The 16,068-nt window shown below is 45.7% G+C and carries 15 protein-coding genes; 1 reads left to right on the forward strand and 14 read right to left on the reverse strand.

The genetic code is table 11. From position 1 onward, the window contains the following. Positions 1-507: 507 nt before the first annotated feature. From R7Q46_RS22625 to R7Q46_RS22690, 14 genes are all read right to left on the reverse strand, one after another. Positions 508-1,662 carry a flagellin gene (locus R7Q46_RS22625; RefSeq protein ID WP_005382038.1) on the reverse strand — a complete coding sequence of 385 codons (1,155 nt, stop codon included), beginning with the start codon at positions 1,660-1,662 and terminating at the stop codon, positions 508-510. A gap of 427 nt (positions 1,663-2,089) precedes the next feature. After that, complete coding sequence (gene flgL / locus R7Q46_RS22630) at positions 2,090-3,283, reverse strand: flagellar hook-associated protein FlgL (RefSeq protein ID WP_047102907.1); 1,194 nt, start codon at positions 3,281-3,283, stop codon at positions 2,090-2,092. Between the two features lie 13 nt (positions 3,284-3,296). Beyond that, positions 3,297-5,237 carry a flagellar hook-associated protein FlgK gene (flgK, locus tag R7Q46_RS22635; protein WP_065274248.1) on the reverse strand — a complete coding sequence of 647 codons (1,941 nt, stop codon included), beginning with the start codon at positions 5,235-5,237 and terminating at the stop codon, positions 3,297-3,299. Positions 5,238-5,397: 160 nt separating this feature from the next. Continuing rightward, positions 5,398-6,324, reverse strand: coding sequence for a flagellar assembly peptidoglycan hydrolase FlgJ (flgJ, locus tag R7Q46_RS22640; protein ID WP_318077803.1), 927 nt, complete (start codon positions 6,322-6,324; stop codon positions 5,398-5,400). A gap of 16 nt (positions 6,325-6,340) precedes the next feature. After that, complete coding sequence (locus R7Q46_RS22645) at positions 6,341-7,432, reverse strand: flagellar basal body P-ring protein FlgI (protein ID WP_005393118.1); 1,092 nt, start codon at positions 7,430-7,432, stop codon at positions 6,341-6,343. A 43-nt stretch (positions 7,433-7,475) separates the two neighbouring features. Further along, entirely contained in the window at positions 7,476-8,255 is a 780-nt protein-coding gene (gene flgH / locus R7Q46_RS22650) for a flagellar basal body L-ring protein FlgH (RefSeq protein ID WP_005382033.1), read from the reverse strand. Between the two features lie 30 nt (positions 8,256-8,285). Next, positions 8,286-9,074: a flagellar basal-body rod protein FlgG gene (flgG, locus tag R7Q46_RS22655; RefSeq protein WP_005382032.1), complete on the reverse strand. Its 789-nt coding sequence runs from the start codon at positions 9,072-9,074 to the stop codon at positions 8,286-8,288. An 18-nt stretch (positions 9,075-9,092) separates the two neighbouring features. Then, a complete protein-coding gene (flgF, locus tag R7Q46_RS22660; protein WP_005382031.1) occupies positions 9,093-9,842 on the reverse strand; it encodes a flagellar basal-body rod protein FlgF in 750 nt (249 codons plus the stop codon). Positions 9,843-10,172: 330 nt separating this feature from the next. Beyond that, entirely contained in the window at positions 10,173-11,486 is a 1,314-nt protein-coding gene (flgE, locus tag R7Q46_RS22665; protein WP_005382030.1) for a flagellar hook protein FlgE, read from the reverse strand. Between the two features lie 30 nt (positions 11,487-11,516). Beyond that, a complete protein-coding gene (gene flgD / locus R7Q46_RS22670; RefSeq protein ID WP_005382029.1) occupies positions 11,517-12,227 on the reverse strand; it encodes a flagellar hook assembly protein FlgD in 711 nt (236 codons plus the stop codon). 17 nt (positions 12,228-12,244) lie between these two features. Further along, on the reverse strand, positions 12,245-12,658 hold the full coding sequence (flgC, locus tag R7Q46_RS22675; protein ID WP_005393132.1) for a flagellar basal body rod protein FlgC: 414 nt from the start codon (positions 12,656-12,658) through the stop codon (positions 12,245-12,247). Positions 12,659-12,663: 5 nt separating this feature from the next. Further along, positions 12,664-13,059 (reverse strand): flagellar basal body rod protein FlgB, encoded by a 396-nt coding sequence (gene flgB, locus R7Q46_RS22680; RefSeq protein WP_213872108.1) that lies wholly within the window; start codon positions 13,057-13,059, stop codon positions 12,664-12,666. Between the two features lie 307 nt (positions 13,060-13,366). Then, complete coding sequence (locus R7Q46_RS22685) at positions 13,367-14,194, reverse strand: CheR family methyltransferase (protein WP_005382024.1); 828 nt, start codon at positions 14,192-14,194, stop codon at positions 13,367-13,369. Positions 14,195-14,205: 11 nt separating this feature from the next. Next, positions 14,206-15,132: a chemotaxis protein CheV gene (locus R7Q46_RS22690; RefSeq protein ID WP_005382022.1), complete on the reverse strand. Its 927-nt coding sequence runs from the start codon at positions 15,130-15,132 to the stop codon at positions 14,206-14,208. Positions 15,133-15,208: 76 nt separating this feature from the next. On the opposite strand from R7Q46_RS22690, the gene flgA reads away from it, so the two are divergent. Next, on the forward strand, positions 15,209-15,955 hold the full coding sequence (flgA, locus tag R7Q46_RS22695; RefSeq protein WP_005382020.1) for a flagellar basal body P-ring formation chaperone FlgA: 747 nt from the start codon (positions 15,209-15,211) through the stop codon (positions 15,953-15,955). Positions 15,956-16,068 lie beyond the last annotated feature (113 nt).

Consider the following 16,068-nt stretch of genomic DNA (forward strand, 5'->3'; position numbering starts at 1 on the left):
TGGTGATTTCTCCAATTGATTTTCCGGTGTAGCGGTTTCCGACGTCTCGGAAAACCAAGTAGTTCTCTCAAAGTTACCTCTATTAACGACACCAAATTCAGAAGCTTTAGAAAAAAGTTTAAAAAAATAACATTGCGAGATTTAGCTAATAAAATTGAAGAAAAGTAAGAAAAAGTGCTCAAGTTTCCACAAATCGAGCCGAGAGGGCCAGATTGTATAGAAAACCAGCAAAAGGAAACAATTGAAGATAAGTTCGCAGACGATAGACGTAAGAATTAGAAAAGAAAAAGCCCCTTTTCCTTTGAGAGAACTGGGGCTAGGTTGGTCGCCAGAGCCTATGTGGAGATCAAGAGAAATGAACACATTTCCGGCATACCGAGTGCAACTTTACATTGAAAATGATTGGCAGGTGAGAGATGAGAGAGCCGCTCATTCTATTGTAAAGTTGCTTGCCAAAAGCCTGCATTCCCATCCACGTCTGAATGTATTGAGTACAGGCTAAGTAAACTACTGCAATAGTGACATTGCAGAGTTTGGCAACTGTTTCGCTTGAGCAAGAATCGATGTACCTGCTTGTTGCAAAATTTGTGCTTTGGTCATTTGCGTGGTTTCTTTCGCAAAATCTGTATCTTTAATTCGGCTGTTCGATGCGTCAACGTTTTCTTGGATATTCGCCAAGTTGTTGATGCTGTGACTCAAACGGTTTTGCTTCGCACCTAAGTCTGCACGTTGCGAGTCTACGTATTTCAGTGCCGAATCCAGCACAGAAATCGCGTTTTGAGAACCTTGTACCGTGGTCATATCAATATCTTGTACTGACGTTCTGATAGGTTCATCACTCAGGCCAAGCTCAGATGCTAATCCACCAGAAATAGAAATCTCACCCTGAACGTTTGGATGCGCGACAAAAACTTGCAACTTGCCATCTTCACTTACAGACGCATTAATCATATCAGACTGACCATTAATGTAAGTGGCAAGCTCTTCGATGTCGTCGCCCGCTTTGGCATTAATGTTGATTTCTAGATCATCAACATTGCCGTCTTCGTCTTCACCCATACCTGGTAGCGTGATCTTCAAGTCAGATTTAGCTGGGTCAACGCTCCAGTTTTTATCTTTACCGTTCTCAGATAAGAAGGTCACACCGCCCATGCGAGTATCGTCCGCACGAATGCTGGTGAGTCCCATGATCATGGCTTCACCTGAGCTCGCACCAATCTGGAATGCTGCTTCACCGAATGAGCCGTTCAATAGACGACGACCACCAAATGAAGTGGTTTCTGCAATACGGTTTAGCTCGTCAATCAATGCCATTGACTCTTCGTTGATCGCCTGACGCTCAGCTGGAGAGTTAGTACCATTCGATGATTGAATCGCAAGGTCACGCATTCGTTGCATGACAGAGGTTGCCTCATTCATCGCACCTTCAGCGGTTTGTGCAATCGAGATACCATCGTTCGCGTTACGCATTGCGACATCTAGGCCACGAGACTGTGCAGTTAAGCGGTTAGAGATCTGTAGACCTGCCGCATCATCTTTTGCACTGTTAATCTTATGTCCTGAAGATAAGCGCTCCATCGACGTGTTTAATTCATCAGTCGCTTTGTTTAGGTAACGCTGCGCGGTCATCGCGGAGACGTTAGTACTAACTGTTACAGCCATTTTGCTCTCCTGTTGAGTTCGCAAGCTTTTGCGAAGCGGCCAGCTTTACTCTCATTTGGATAAGCACTGACCGTAAAAGTTACTTGCTAAATCTGCCTTAAACGCAGGGTTTAGAATCTCTAAATCTGTTCTGATATTTTCAATACAATTTGTGTGCCAACTTGCGTAAATTATTTAACTACTTTTAAAAGAATCAAATAAACAATAAGTTAGCTTTATCATTAAGCTATTTCCGGTTTGTCAGCCTCATCTTAGCCCAAGGGTATTGAACGCTGCCCTGTTGCCGCCCGACTTGCCTCCCGCATCATTGCCGCTTTGGGTAAAATCGTGCCGCATGACATCTCAGACTCTCAGGTTACGTCGACTTATCGCGCTTAAGGCTTTGCACATAAGGCATCAAAATCAGACAATGTGTATGAGTGTCATACTAGATGTAGTTAAACAACGTTAGATCTTTGGTCTTACCGAATGCTTGTTGCGATGCCTGTAATGCTCGCGAGTTTTCACTGAACTCGATCACGGCTTTAGAGTAATCCAAGTCCTCAAAGTTGCTCTTCGCTTTTGCCAGAGACAAATTAAAGTCTTCATGATTTTGCTCTTGGATATCCAGCGTACTCAATCGAGCCCCGGCATCTGTACGCGCTTTATTCAAATGGATAAAAGCAGCGTGGAATTCTTCTGTCATTTGGTGCAATTTAGCAGTCGCCGACGTATCCGAAACCGATTTGTCTGACCATGCCATTGCATCCTTGAAGGTATCGAAAATGCTGAACTCTGCCCGCTTTTCGATCTCAATGCTGTCACCAGGCGTAATTTGGCCTTTTACGTGCACTTTCAGGCCTTTGTATTCAATCCCTTTCTCTGGTGAAAACTCATCGGCATCCACTACTTTGCCGTTACGCTCTAATTGGTAACCAAATTTGCCGTTATTCATATCGACAAATGTCACGCGATACGCCGCATCATCCTTCGTATCAACGTTAGTGGCTCTGTTTAATAGCAACTCAGAACCGTTTTGTAGATCGTAATTCGGCTGATAATCGCCAAATGGGTTTGGTATCTCCATAAACAGCTTGCTGCCAGGATCGTTCATTGGCATCTCAAGCATGCTAGAAACTTTCATTTTGCGCTGATAATCGTCCCCAGCGTATTGCACGCTACCATCTTTATCGCGATAAAATGGTTGGCTTTTTGGCTTAGTGCCAGCAAACACGTAGTTACCAGATTCATCTTGCGAGTTCACCAAGTTAAGGAAGTTGTTCGCAATCTCTTCTAGCTCACGCTTCTTTGCTTGTCGGTCTTCCGCAGAAAACGCACCGTTAATCATCTCCATCGTTAAGCGCTTCGACTCGTCGGCAAAATTCTCCGCATTGGCGATATTAACTTCGTGGTTTTCTAGACGATTACGCACCAACACTATCGAGCTAAGATATTGTTGTAGCTGTTCTTGTTGCTGACTAATGTTTTGGATGTAATGCGCAGCGAGGGGGTCGTCACTAGGTTTCAGTAACTTTTTCCCTGAAGCAAGCTGCTCTTGGTTGTGGTGAACCTTATTCTCTTGACGACGCAGATCATTTTGTACGGACTGATAGTTATGGAAACTAGAAATTCGGGTTAGCACTTATCTCTTCTCCTTACCTCAGTTGTAAAATGGTATTGAAGGTATCGTTCGCCGCTTGCATCACACGTGATGAAGCCATGTACGCTTGTTGAAACTTCATCATGTTGGCCGCTTCTTCATCGAGGTTAACACCAGAAATAGAAGCAACGCGCTCTTGCGCCGCTTCATGCTCTAAACGAGCGACGGAGGCTAAACGGTTTGCTGTAGAAGACTTCAGTCCAACTTCAGTATTGAGGTTATGATAAACATCGATCAAGGTACTGGATTTTCCATCCATCATCTTGTCTGTTTGGATCTTCTGCATTTTTCTCAAGTTGCCGTTACCACCTTCAGAAGGCACCAAGTTTGCGGTGAATTTATCATTCATCAGTGCGCCTTCGCTCAACTCAAACACGGTTGCATCGCCGTTTTTATACAGCGGATGGCTTTTCGGCACTGATATTTCAATCATCGGGTTATCTTTATCTAACGGGTATGAGTATTTGTCCGATAGTAAATTACCCTTGTTATCCGTGATCTTTAACCACGGCTTATCATGCTTCTCGTCGGCTGGTTGTACGGTAACCTCAAACTCTTTAACATCCCCCGCCTCACGAATTTTAAACTTGGCGTTACCTTGGGCAAAAGTGGTTGAGGCTTCATAACTTTGTGCGGCAATAGCTTTTGCGTCATTGGTTTCCATCTTTATGATGGCTGCACCACTTCTCGTTGGGCGTAGCAATACGCGCTCACCGGCGGCAAGGCCTTCACCAATTTGCACTTTCATACCATCCAGAACAAATGACGAATCCGAACGGTCGATGTTCAACGACATTTGCTCACCTTTCGGTGTTGTCACGCTGTATTGATCGCCATCATAACGCAGCGAATATTCACCACCTTTGATCGCGGAAATGTCCTCGATGTAAACCGCAACATCAGCTTGGGAGTCAGGCGCAGCAAAAACTCGAGATTTTGCCACCAGCTCAGAGTTCACGTCGGTAAATACGTCTTTACCTATCTTACCGTTGAGATCCAGACCTTGAGATTGCAGCTGATTAATTTTGTAGGAAAAGCCCGTCGCTAAACGGCCCATTTCATCTTGCAGTTGTGGGATGTGTTTGTCGCGCATTTCAAGTAAAGCGCCGATTTTGCCATCCATATCATCAGACTTGATCGCTTTAATGCCATTCCCTTCCACCATTGCTAATCGTCTTTGATGAACATCCGGATAGCCATCGATCATTTTGAGCTGGCTTGCTTCCGTGCCAGAAACAAGTGTGTGTCCATTGCCGATATGAACATTAAACCCTTCCGCATTTTTGCGTGGGGTTACGGTAACTTTGGTGTACTCTGACAGCTCAGTAACCAGCTTTTCATGCTGATCCATCAGGTCATTATGTGGACCGGGAGTACGCATCATCAGTCGATGAATATCGCGAATTTCCAACGCAAGTTGGTTAACGCGCTCAATGCCCATATCCAATTTTTTATTGGTGACATCAGATTGCAGTCGCACGGTTTCGTGGAAATCATTTAATGTATCAGAGAAGATTTTCGCCTTTTCCAATACCACTTTTCGTGCCCCTAAATCATTCGGGGTATCTGCCATGGTTTTTACCGCATCGAACCACTCATTCAGGTTCTCAGGAATTTTCTTCGATGCCACGGAGCTCAACATGCTAGAGAGCATATCAAGATTGTCTTGGGTATCCGTTTTGTTGGCATTGTTGGTCGACGACAGGTTCAGTTCATTCACGGCAAACTGATCCCACGAGCGGCGAACATTTTCCACATGCACACCCATGCCGTAGGTAGAACCACCAAACATGCGCGGATCATTCGTGCCTTGGATAACAGACTGACGGCTATAACCCTCTGTATTAACATTAGAAATGTTATGACCAGTGGTGTTTAATTGTCTCTGAGCAGTAAGCACACTTTGAGTACCTACATTCAGAAGATCTGACGCCATACATGCCCCCAAAAACGAAATATAAATCGGCAAAACCGATCACCTAGACACGTTAAAAGCAAAAGATGTGCCAAGTGATAGAAAGGCGTAGATATTCAGATAAAGTGAAGGCTTGCACTATGGCAAGCCTTCGAGAACGTCATAAATTGGCGCAGAGACATTACATACTTTCGATTTTATCCTTCACCTGCAGGACTTTATCTGCGTAGTTCGGATCGGTCGCGTAACCCGCACTGTGGATACCGCGAATAAACGACTCTGAATTCCCGCGTTGCTGCAATGCTGTCTCGTAACGTGGGTTGTCATTCAAAAATCGTACAAAGTCATTAAAGCTGTCTTCGTAACTTGAGTATGAGCGAAACGCTGCCGTCTCTTTCACTGGCGTGTTATCGTGGAACTCTAAAGTTTGAGTCGTCACTTTGTCACCCTGCCAGCTTCGATCTGCTTTGATATTAAATAAGTTGTTGCTGCTGCCACGAGCGTTCTTCACGACCTTTTGTCCCCACCCCGTTTCCAAAGCGGCTTGCGCAAGTAGCAAAGATGGCTCGACACCTAAGGCTTTCGCAGCTTTCTCCGCGTATGGCTTCATCGAGTTAACAAAGGATTCTGGTGAATCGAATCGAGTGGGTTCATTACTTGGTCGAGATAATTGACCAGATTCAATCAAGCGCTGTTCAATCTCGCGCGCTTTTTTCGGGTCAACACGACGATATTCCGCAGCATTGTTTGCCGCATCACGCATAGCCGTTTCTTTTTTGTCGTTCTCTTGCCCAGCCGTTAATTGCTTAACAATCATATCGGCCAGTCCCATTGAACCAGACGAACTCAATTCACTCGCCATCTGTTCATCCAACATTTGTCGGTAGAACTTCTCGTTTTGGCTGTTCATCATGTTGGACTCAAAGCCCTCATTGGCTTCACGCATGGATTTCAACATCATGGAGGTGAAGATCGATTCGAACTGACGAGCAGCCGCATGCAATGCTTCTTGCTCGCCATCTTTTCCCTCTTTCACTGCTTTTTGACGCAGAGTATCCAGAGAACTGATGTCATGGATAAAACCAATGTCGTTAGGATTGTTCATTATACCTACCTCCTAACCATTAAATGATGATCAACTGGCCTTCAATGGCACCAGCTTGCTTCAATGCTTGTAAAATTGCCATCAAGTCCGAAGGCGCAGCCCCGACTTGGTTCACGGCACGGACCAAATCATCCAACGTTAAGCCTGGTTCGAACTTAAACATTTTTCCTTGCTCTTCGCTGACTTCGATATCCGAGTCTGGTACGACTACGGTTTGCCCACCAGAAAAGCCGTTAGGTTGGCTAACATTCAGGTTTTCTTTGATCGCAACCGTCATGCCGCCATGCGTTACTGCTGCTGGTTTAAGACGTACATGCTTACCAACTACAATAGTGCCCGTTCGTGAGTTAACGATGATTTTGGCTGCACCATCTGCCGGGTCGAATTCTAGGTTTTCGATTGCCGATAAGAACGCAACACGCTGGCTGACGTCACGAGGAGCACGCACGCGCACTGATGTCGCGTCAACAGCGCTCGCCATTTGTGGGCCAAGGAAGTTGTTTACAGCATCCGCCATACGTTGAGCCGTTGTGAAGTCTGACTCAAGCAAGTTGAACGTGATGTAATCACCACGACCAAATGGGTTTGGAATTTCTCGCTCTACTGTCGCACCACTAGAGATAAGACCAACGGTTGGATTGTTACCTACGATTTTAGAACCGTCAGCGCCTTCAGCACTGAAGCCGCTCACTACTAAGTTACCTTGAGCAACCGCGTAAACTTGACCGTCGAGACCTTTGAGGAACGTTTGTAGTAGCGTACCACCACGCAAACTTTTAGCACTTCCGATGGAAGAGACAGTCACGTCCACTTGCTGACCCGGTTTAGAGAAAGGCGGCAATTCTGCCGTAACCATGACTGCGGCAACGTTTTTAATTTTTGGCTTTGTGCCCGGCGGCATCTGAATGCCGAAGTTTTGCAGCATGGCGGCGAAACTTTGCTCTGTAAACGGGTTCGCTTCACCCGTACCAGGTAAGCCTGAAACCAAACCATAACCCACGAGTTGGTTGCTTCGTACACCTGCCACTTGCGCGACGTCTTTGATACGTGCGGCTTGGGCTACGGTAGAAAACAGAGCAACGCTCATCAGTACTAAAAGGAGTTTTTTCATGCTTACTTATCTCTTGCAGTCAAATTGCCGTCAGCACGGCGTGTTATAGCGCTACATTAAAGAATCGTGCCAAGAAGCCTGGCTCTTGCATATCTTGTTGCAAACCAGTGCCAGAGTACTGAATTCTTGCGTTAGAAACGCGATTTGATGCAATGGTGTTGTCGAAATTAATATCATCCGGACGAATAGTGCCACTTAAACGTATGTACTCATCACCCGTATTTAGCGTCATCCACTTCTCACCGCGGATCACGAGGTTGCCGTTTGCCAATACTTCGATCACCTCAACAGTGATGTAACCACTGATGCTGTTGCTCTGCTTTGCAGAAGAGTCACCTGCAAATGAGTTGGAGTTGTTTAAGTCATAAGAGAAATTATATTTTCCGCCAATTTGCAGCTCTTCTCCGCCCACTTGAAGCGGGTCCATTTGCGCTTCATTGGTTTTCGATAAATCGGCATTTGCGCTTTTCGTCGCACTGGTTGTCTCATCCAGTGTTACGGTAATAATGTCGCCAATACCACGTGGTTTAGAATCGTCGTAGAGATCGGTAATGTGCTCGGCGCTAAACAACGAACCTGTTGCAGCAGCGTAATGCTCAGGTTTGTTTTTCGGATGAATTGGAGCCCAAGCAGGGTCGCCAGCAACCGGATCACTTCTACCACGTAAAGTATCTACAATACCGCTGCTCTCTTCTTTCGATTTATCGCCTTCTACTGCGTCGACCACAGTGGTTGCTTGTGTCACTTCATCCGTTTCAATCGGTTCCAACATGGCACAGCCCGACATCGTAGCAATCAAAGCGAGTAGGCAAATACGTTTCATCGTGAGCTCCTCAAATCTTGCTCTTAATCGTTACAATTGCTGGTTAACGAAGCTCATCATTTTATCGACTGACGAGATCACTTTTGAGTTCATTTCGTAAACGCGCTGGGCTTCGATCATGTTGACCAACTCTTCCGTTACATTCACGTTGGACGCTTCCAGCATGGATTGACGAATTTCACCCAAACCGTCCAAACCAGGAACACCCTCTTGTGGATCGCCACTGGCACCCGTTGGTAAGTAAAGGTTCTGACCAATTGGCTCTAGGCCACCCGGGTTAACAAAATCTGTAATGGTTAGCTGACCAACGACTTGGTTGTCTTGCTGACCTCGGACGCGAACCGACACTTCACCATCCGTACCAACAGTAATAGAAATCGCATCTTCTGGAATCACAATTTCAGGCTCTACAGGGTAGCCAGAACCCGACGTGACTAACGTGCCTTCACCATTTAGCGTGAACTGACCGTTACGGGTATAACCGATGTTGCCGTCCGGCAATGTCACTTGGAAAAAACCGTCGCCTTCCACCATCATGTCCAGTGCGTTGGTCGTTGTCTGTGCATTGCCGTGCGTGTGCACTTTTTGCGTCGCAACCACTTTAGAACCCGCACCTAGCATCAAGCCACTTGGCAGTTCCGTGTTCTGAGATGACTGGCCGCCAGGCTGGTTGATGTTCTGATAGAACAGATCTTCGAATACTGCACGGCTCTTTTTGTAGCCGACAGTAGAGGCGTTCGCCAAGTTGTTCGAAATCGTGGCAATGTTGGTTTGTTGGGCGTCTAGACCTGTTTTACTTACCCATAGTGCTGGATGCATAGTGAACCTCTAACTCTGTTAACTCATACGAAGCAGTGAATCTGAAGATTTATCCATTTCTTCAGCTGTGCTCATCATCTTGACTTGCATTTCAAACTGACGTTGTAAGTCAATCAATGCGGTCATTTCACCTACGGCATTCACGTTACTGCCTTCTATCGCTCCCGTCTGGAGACTAACAGTCGCGTCTGCTTCGTAAGGTTGGTTTGGAGTTTTATGGCGAAATAAGCCATTGGTGTCTTTAAACAAGCTTTGATCATTAGGCTTAACGAGCTTAATGCGATCAACCGCTTGGAATTCTTCTGCCGGGGCACCTTGAGGAAGTACAGAGATGGTGCCATCCCGACCGATTTCAATTTTGGAGAGAGGGATAGGCAAAGTAATCGGCGCGTCGTTTTCACCCAGCACCAAATGACCACTTGCGTTGGTAAGCATGCCATTTTGATCGACTTTTAGGTTGCCGTTACGGGTCAACCCTTCTTTCCCTGTATGATCGAGTACCGATATCCAACCGCTGCCTTCAATCGTCACATCCAGATCACGCCCTGTTGTAATCACGCTACCTTGAGCAAAGTTATGCCCTGGACGCTCTGTCATGCTGAATACACGTGAAGGATGGCCTTCACCATAAGCCTGCATTGAGCGAGCCTGTGCTAAATCAGCCCGAAATCCGGTCGTGCTTACGTTAGCCAAGTTATTAGCGCGCAATTGTAGTGCCTGCATATTTTGCTTGGCGCCACTCATTGCGAGAAACAGTGCGCGATCCATAAATTACTCCAAAAAATCTCTCTGTACACGGAGTAAAAGCAATAGTTATGCCAAAATAAAAATAGACTTACTAATCAATATCTTGAATTAATAACAAACTATTAAAAGAGGTCAATAGAGGCAGAAAACTGTAACGAGAGGCAAGGTTTTGATCCATACGGCGGCAACAGCGGCAAATCGTAGATCAAAGCATGCTTAGCCTGAGTGAGGTGTATTCAGGCTAAGCATCAGATGAATGTCATGATGAAAATGAACAAAGCGGTAATTACTAAGAAGCAATCACACGCCATTGCTTACTCAAGCAGAGTATCGAATGACCCAGCTAGTGCTCTAGCGGATCTGTAAGATATTCTGTTGTAGTTGGTTGTGTACTTCTAGCGAACGTGAGTTTGCTTGGAAGTTACGCTGAGCAGAGATCAGGTCCACCAACTCCTGCGTCATATCAATGTTTGACTGTTCCAGCATACCGTTATTGATGGTGCCGAAAGAGCCTTTATTTGATTCACCCCAGATCTTGTCACCCGAGAACTGCGTTGAATCCCATTGAGTGCCGCCTTTCTTATCCAGACCTTGCTCGTTTGGAACACGTACGAGAGCAACACGACCTAATGTAACGTTTTCACCGTTTGAGTAAGTTCCCAATACGCTGCCGTTTTCATCGAAGTCAACTTTGGTTAGGAAGCCCGTCGTTGCACCGTCTTCGTCAAACTTAGTCAGTTCGAACGGAGCCGCAAACTGTGTTGCTGAGCCTAAGCCAAAGTTAAGCGTCTGCGCAGGATCGGCACCATTCATATCGACTGGTGTCGTGTTCGTCGCCGGATCGCCCAGAGCCACAGAAGTGATTGGCTGACCATTGTTCAAGCTCGCCAACGTCCCATCGTTGTTGAACTTCATGGTATGCCCCACATGACCTGTTGGCGTTTGCGCATCACCAGCCGCAACATTTAAAGGCTTTTCACCTTCTTTATCTGTCACGGTGTAGTAAGTGTTCCATGTATTTGGCTGAGTCTGATCTTTCAAGTAATACGTCGTTAGCTTGTAAGACTGACCCATCGAGTCATAAATTGTCGAAGAGGTTGAACGGTTGTATGTATCTGGGTCTGAAAAATCAAACTGCGTTGGATCTTTCAAATCGCCGTTCGCTGGCAAGTTCACACCCACTTCAATGTTTGCTGTTTGTTTTGGCTTACCAAATTCAGCAGGAATATTGATGGGTTGTGGCTCGTATGAAGAAACCTCACCAGAGCTTGGATCCACTTGGTAACCTAATAAGAACTCATCGTTCGCGGTCACCATGTAGTTTTCTTTATTTAAATGGAATGCACCATTACGTGTCAGTTCATTCTGTTGTGGAGTCAGACGCTCCTTCGCCACGGCGAAGAAACCTGTCCCCGAAACACGCAGATCCATTGGGTTGTTGGTGTAAATGCTTGAGCCTTCATGGAACTGCTGCGCCACTTGGCTTGCTTGCGCACCACCACCCGGCGTGGTTTTTGCGTTAGTAAATAAAGAGTTAGAGTAAACATCAGCAAACTCAGCACGGGATTCTTTAAAGCCGTACGTGTTGGCGTTAGCAATGTTGTTACTGGTGGTGTTCAAATCCAGTTGGGCGGCGGACAAACCGCTTAAAGATACATATGACATTCCAAAATCTCCTAATCTAGCGAGCTATGACTACGCTTTGCCGACTTCCAATACTTCTGCAAGTCGAACTGGCGATTCAAAACCAGCCAGATTGAGTAATACGTTTCCGTCACCTTTGCCAAGCAATACGCTGTTTACGTTGGCATACGTCGATACTGGGAACTCTTGCGACTCCCCTTCAACTAAGCCAGACGCTTTCACTTTGTATTTGCCAGCTGGCAGTGGATTTCCGCTTTCATCTTTACCGTCCCAAAGCACACGCGTGTCGCCGGCTGGTTTCGCCCCTACCTCAAAGGTACGAACCAGTTGGCCAGCTTCATCCTCTACACGAACAAACAGATTATCGATAGATTGTGAAAGCTTAACCATTGCCGCCATTGGTGCGTCGTCCTGCTTCACACCTGCTGCTCCTGGGACCAATACGTCACGCCCTACCAAAGAGGAAGCTTGTAACGCTTGATTTGATGTCATTGACGAATTCAAACTCTCAAACTGAGTGTTCATCTTGCCAATGCCATCAACGGTCGCAAATGAAGCCATTTGCGCAATCATCTGGTCATTACTTACCGGCTTAAAAGGGTCTTGCTGAGACAGTTGCTTCGTGAGCAATGATAAGAAGTCTTCCTGTTTTAGGTCCTGCTTACCCGTGCTCTCTTCCGCTTTCTTGTTACTCTCTTGTAGACTTTTAAGCTGGTCGATATAGGACAAGCCGCTTTGACCAACGTTGTTAATTCCGGCCATACGCTACCCCCTTATCCTTATTGACCCATCTGCAGCGTACGCAGCAGCATTTGTTTACTAGAATCAGCGACTTGTACATTAGTTTGGTATGCACGAGAAGCTGAAATCATGTTTGCCATTTCTTCCATTACATTGACGTTAGGCTTGTAGATGTAGCCTTCTTCGTTTGCAAGGGGATGGTCTGGGTTGTACTCCGCACTCAGCGGTTTATCACTTTCTACAATACCCATCACTTTCACTGGCACCGTATCACCGCCACGCATGGCGTTACTTAACTCTGCACCAAACACTGCATGACGCGCTTTGTAAGTGTCTTTCGCAGAGCTGCTGACACTGTCGGCATTCGCCAAGTTGCTTGAGGTAGTATTCAGACGAACGGATTCAGCGCTCATTGCGGAACCTGTCACATTGAAAACGTTAAATAAGCTCATCTAAATTATTCCCCTTTGATTGCTTTGGTTAAGTTCTTGAATTTGCTGCCTAGAAAGTCGAGTGATGCTTGGTGTCTGATTTGGTTTTGCATAAACAAGTTACGCTCTAAATCCAAGTCTACCGTGTTGCCATCACCCGTATCAGGTTGCGTAGGAAGACGATATAGCTTGTCCCCGACCAACGTTGTAGTGGCAGGAATATGCCGACCATCCGTACGACTAAGACCAATGCTTGCCTCAGATGTTGCCGCTTGCAATTCCTTCGCAAAGTCTAAACCTCTTGCTTTGTAACCAGGCGTGTTGGCTTGTGCAATGTTGGTGGAAATCACCTCAGCATTGCGCTCACGTACGCCCACCGTGTGCTGGTGGATGCCTAGTGCATTGTCAAAAGATATAGCCATGTTTGCCTCTACAATTAAGAACTGACCGTGATTGATAACCAAAAAGCAATTAGCATGCCAAAAACATAAAGCGCTCTATCTACTTAATAGCTATCACCCATTGGAATAGCAATAAGTGAGCCAAAGTGACTGGAATGTCATGTCGTTTCACTTTGTTCACTTAATAAAGATACACCGTGATGAGGGAACAAAGCAAAATCGCGCTTCAATTTAGCAAGTGAAAACGTGGAAACACTCGAAGGCAGGAAACCAGCAAACAAAAAAAGCCTGACACTAGGTCAGGCTTTTTATCAATGAAGAGATACCGCTATTTAAGCTTGTAAATGATGCCCGGATTACAGCGCACCATTTCAAATTTATCAGTCAGACCAGTTAGCGACTCTGATGCCCCTAACAGCAAGTAACCACCAGGGTTTAAACTGCTCGCCATTTGGTTAAGCACTTTAGATTTCATTTCTGGAGAAAAGTAAATCAATACGTTACGACAGAAAATGATGTCGAACTTACCCATCAGTGCGTAACTGTCCATCAAGTTTTGTGGACGAAAGTTCACCAAACGCTTGACGTTATCTTTGACTTTCATGCGACCACCGTCCGCATTTTCAAAGAAGGTGCGACGACGTTCTGGTGAAAGCCCGCGACCCAAAGCCAAGTTGTCGTACACCCCTGCACGACACATCTCGAGCATACTTGCCGAAATGTCTGTGGCTGTAATGGACACGTTTGGTAACAAGCCCGGCTTGCGCTGTTGCGTTTCCAGGATCGTCATTGCAATAGAATACGGTTCTTGGCCCGATGAACTGGCAGCAGACCAGATCTTAATTGGGCGCTTGCTTGCCGCTACTTCTGGCAATAATTTGTCAGCTAAAACCGTGAACGGATAAGTATCTCGAAACCACAAAGTTTCGTTAGTCGTCATCGCATCCACAGCGGCGACTCGTAATTCTCGATTACGCCCTGTAACAACATCACGTAGCAAATCTGATAACGATGCGAGCTTAAACTTCGTCACTAAAGGACTCAGTCGGCTACGCACGAGGTATTGCTTGCTATCACCTAACACGATGCCACATTGCGATTCTAGAAAACGGCTAAAGTCACGATACTCTTGATCACTGATTGTAATAGCAGTCATTAATGTCTCTTTTATTGTGTTAATGCAGATTTAACCGCGTTACCCAATTCATCTGGGTTAAATTTCGCAATGAAGGTATTGGCACCTACACGCTCAACCATAGCTTGGTTGAATACACCACTTAATGAAGAATGGAGGATAACATAAAGGTCTTTCAAATCGGCATGTCTGCGAATTTCAGCCGTTAAGGTATAGCCGTCCATTTCTGGCATTTCAATATCGGAAATAACCAACGAAATTTGATCGTAGATATTGCCTTCTTGAGCCATTTCAATCAACTTATTGTACGCTTCTTTGCCGTCTTTGACAGATACGACCTCAAAACCGATGGATGTAATCGCACGCTCTACCTGTTTACGCGCGACCGTCGAGTCATCAGCAATCAGTATGCGGCGTACAATAGGCTTTTCTTGTTCTGCTTGTGCGATTTCTTCGCCAATAGCGGAATCCATCGTTTCATCAACTGGCGCAATTTCTGCCAGGATTTTTTCAACGTCAAGGATTTCAACCAGCTCATTGTCAATGTTTGTCACGGCAGTCAAGTAGTGCGCTTTACCTGCGCCGTCTGGCGGTGGCAAAATCGCTTCCCAATGCATATTGATAATACGCTCAACCGATGATACCAAAAATGCTTGGATCGTACGGTTAAATTCTGCAATAACAACAAAACATTTATCTAAATCAGTGGTTGGGCGGCCACCAATTGCCAGGCTCAAATCAATAACGGACACGGTATGGCCGCGGATATGAGCGATACCTTTAACCAGAGGGTGTAGATTTGGCATTGAAGTCAGCTTAGGGCACTGTAGTACTTCTTTCACTTTGAATACGTTAATGCCGTAGCGCTGTCGGCCCATCAGTCGAAAGGTCAATAATTCCAATCGGTTCTGACCGACGAGTTGCGTACGCTGATTCACCGAGTCAAGAATCCCCGTCATATGCTCATCTCCATCTCAAACTTTTTGTTTTTAAATGATACTCTACCACTGGCAAGCACGATACCAGGGAGACAGTATGGCGTATTTCACTTTCACTTCGACACCATTGACTATGACAATATGTAGAGCGCTAATTACAAAGTACGCTAAGTCTATCGGCATTTTGCTCAGTATGTTTAGCTTTTTTGTTCATTCAGCTTCAGATAATCAGATCGAGCAAATAAAAACAGCAGCAGAACAACATATTCTTGCTACGGTTGATCAGCCTGATGGTGGCGAGCTATCTGTTAATGCGGCAGAGATCGACTCGAGAATAAAAGCAACGGATTGCCCTGTTCCGTTAGATACATCTGCCTCTTCCACCAGCAGCACGAGAAGTAACATCAATGTGTTAGTGGAATGCCAACCGGATGACTGGAAAGTCTATGTCCCTGTGAGGATCTCGGTATCAGTACCAATGATCGTCGCGACACGAACATTAGGGAGAGGAGAAATCGTCAGCGCATCGGATGTTACCACTTCCATGATCGAGCTACAGCGCTTTCGTAAAGATGGATTTTCTAGCTACGATCAAGTGGTTGGGGCAAAGCTAAAGCGTAATGTTCGTTTAGGCGATGTCGTAGAGAGAAATGATGTTTGTGTGGTATGCCGAAATGAAAAGGTCATTATCAAAGCGGTGAATTCTGGCATGACGATCACCACGCAAGGCACAGCATTGCAGGATGGTTCAGCTGGCGATCAAGTAAGAGTGAAAAATGATAAGTCACAACGTATAATAGAAGGCATAGTGACTGACATTGCGGAAATCACTGTTAATTTTTAATACCCACTGGTAGCGTGTTTAAACTGATCAATAAAAATGCAAAAAATGACTAAAGTTATTTTTGCGCTGGTCGATAGTCTGGATACCAGTATTACGATACAAGGCAAAGGTTA

It is taken from the genome of Vibrio sp. 811, assembly GCF_033339195.1.

Bases quoted from the DNA above. Each gene is read 5' to 3' on its own strand.
- flgB (WP_213872108.1), bottom strand. From the start codon at position 13,059: ATGGCTATATCTTTTGACAATGCACTAGGCATCCACCAGCACACGGTG.
- flgE (WP_005382030.1), bottom strand. From the start codon at position 11,486: ATGTCATATGTATCTTTAAGCGGTTTGTCCGCCGCCCAACTGGATTTG.
- flgD (WP_005382029.1), bottom strand. From the start codon at position 12,227: ATGGCCGGAATTAACAACGTTGGTCAAAGCGGCTTGTCCTATATCGAC.
- R7Q46_RS22625 (WP_005382038.1), bottom strand. From the start codon at position 1,662: ATGGCTGTAACAGTTAGTACTAACGTCTCCGCGATGACCGCGCAGCGT.
- flgG (WP_005382032.1), bottom strand. From the start codon at position 9,074: ATGCATCCAGCACTATGGGTAAGTAAAACAGGTCTAGACGCCCAACAA.
- R7Q46_RS22685 (WP_005382024.1), bottom strand. From the start codon at position 14,194: ATGACTGCTATTACAATCAGTGATCAAGAGTATCGTGACTTTAGCCGT.
- flgH (WP_005382033.1), bottom strand. From the start codon at position 8,255: ATGAAACGTATTTGCCTACTCGCTTTGATTGCTACGATGTCGGGCTGT.
- flgC (WP_005393132.1), bottom strand. From the start codon at position 12,658: ATGAGCTTATTTAACGTTTTCAATGTGACAGGTTCCGCAATGAGCGCT.
- flgF (WP_005382031.1), bottom strand. From the start codon at position 9,842: ATGGATCGCGCACTGTTTCTCGCAATGAGTGGCGCCAAGCAAAATATG.
- R7Q46_RS22690 (WP_005382022.1), bottom strand. From the start codon at position 15,132: ATGACGGGGATTCTTGACTCGGTGAATCAGCGTACGCAACTCGTCGGT.
- R7Q46_RS22645 (WP_005393118.1), bottom strand. From the start codon at position 7,432: ATGAAAAAACTCCTTTTAGTACTGATGAGCGTTGCTCTGTTTTCTACC.
- flgK (WP_065274248.1), bottom strand. From the start codon at position 5,237: ATGGCGTCAGATCTTCTGAATGTAGGTACTCAAAGTGTGCTTACTGCT.
- flgA (WP_005382020.1), top strand. From the start codon at position 15,209: ATGGCGTATTTCACTTTCACTTCGACACCATTGACTATGACAATATGT.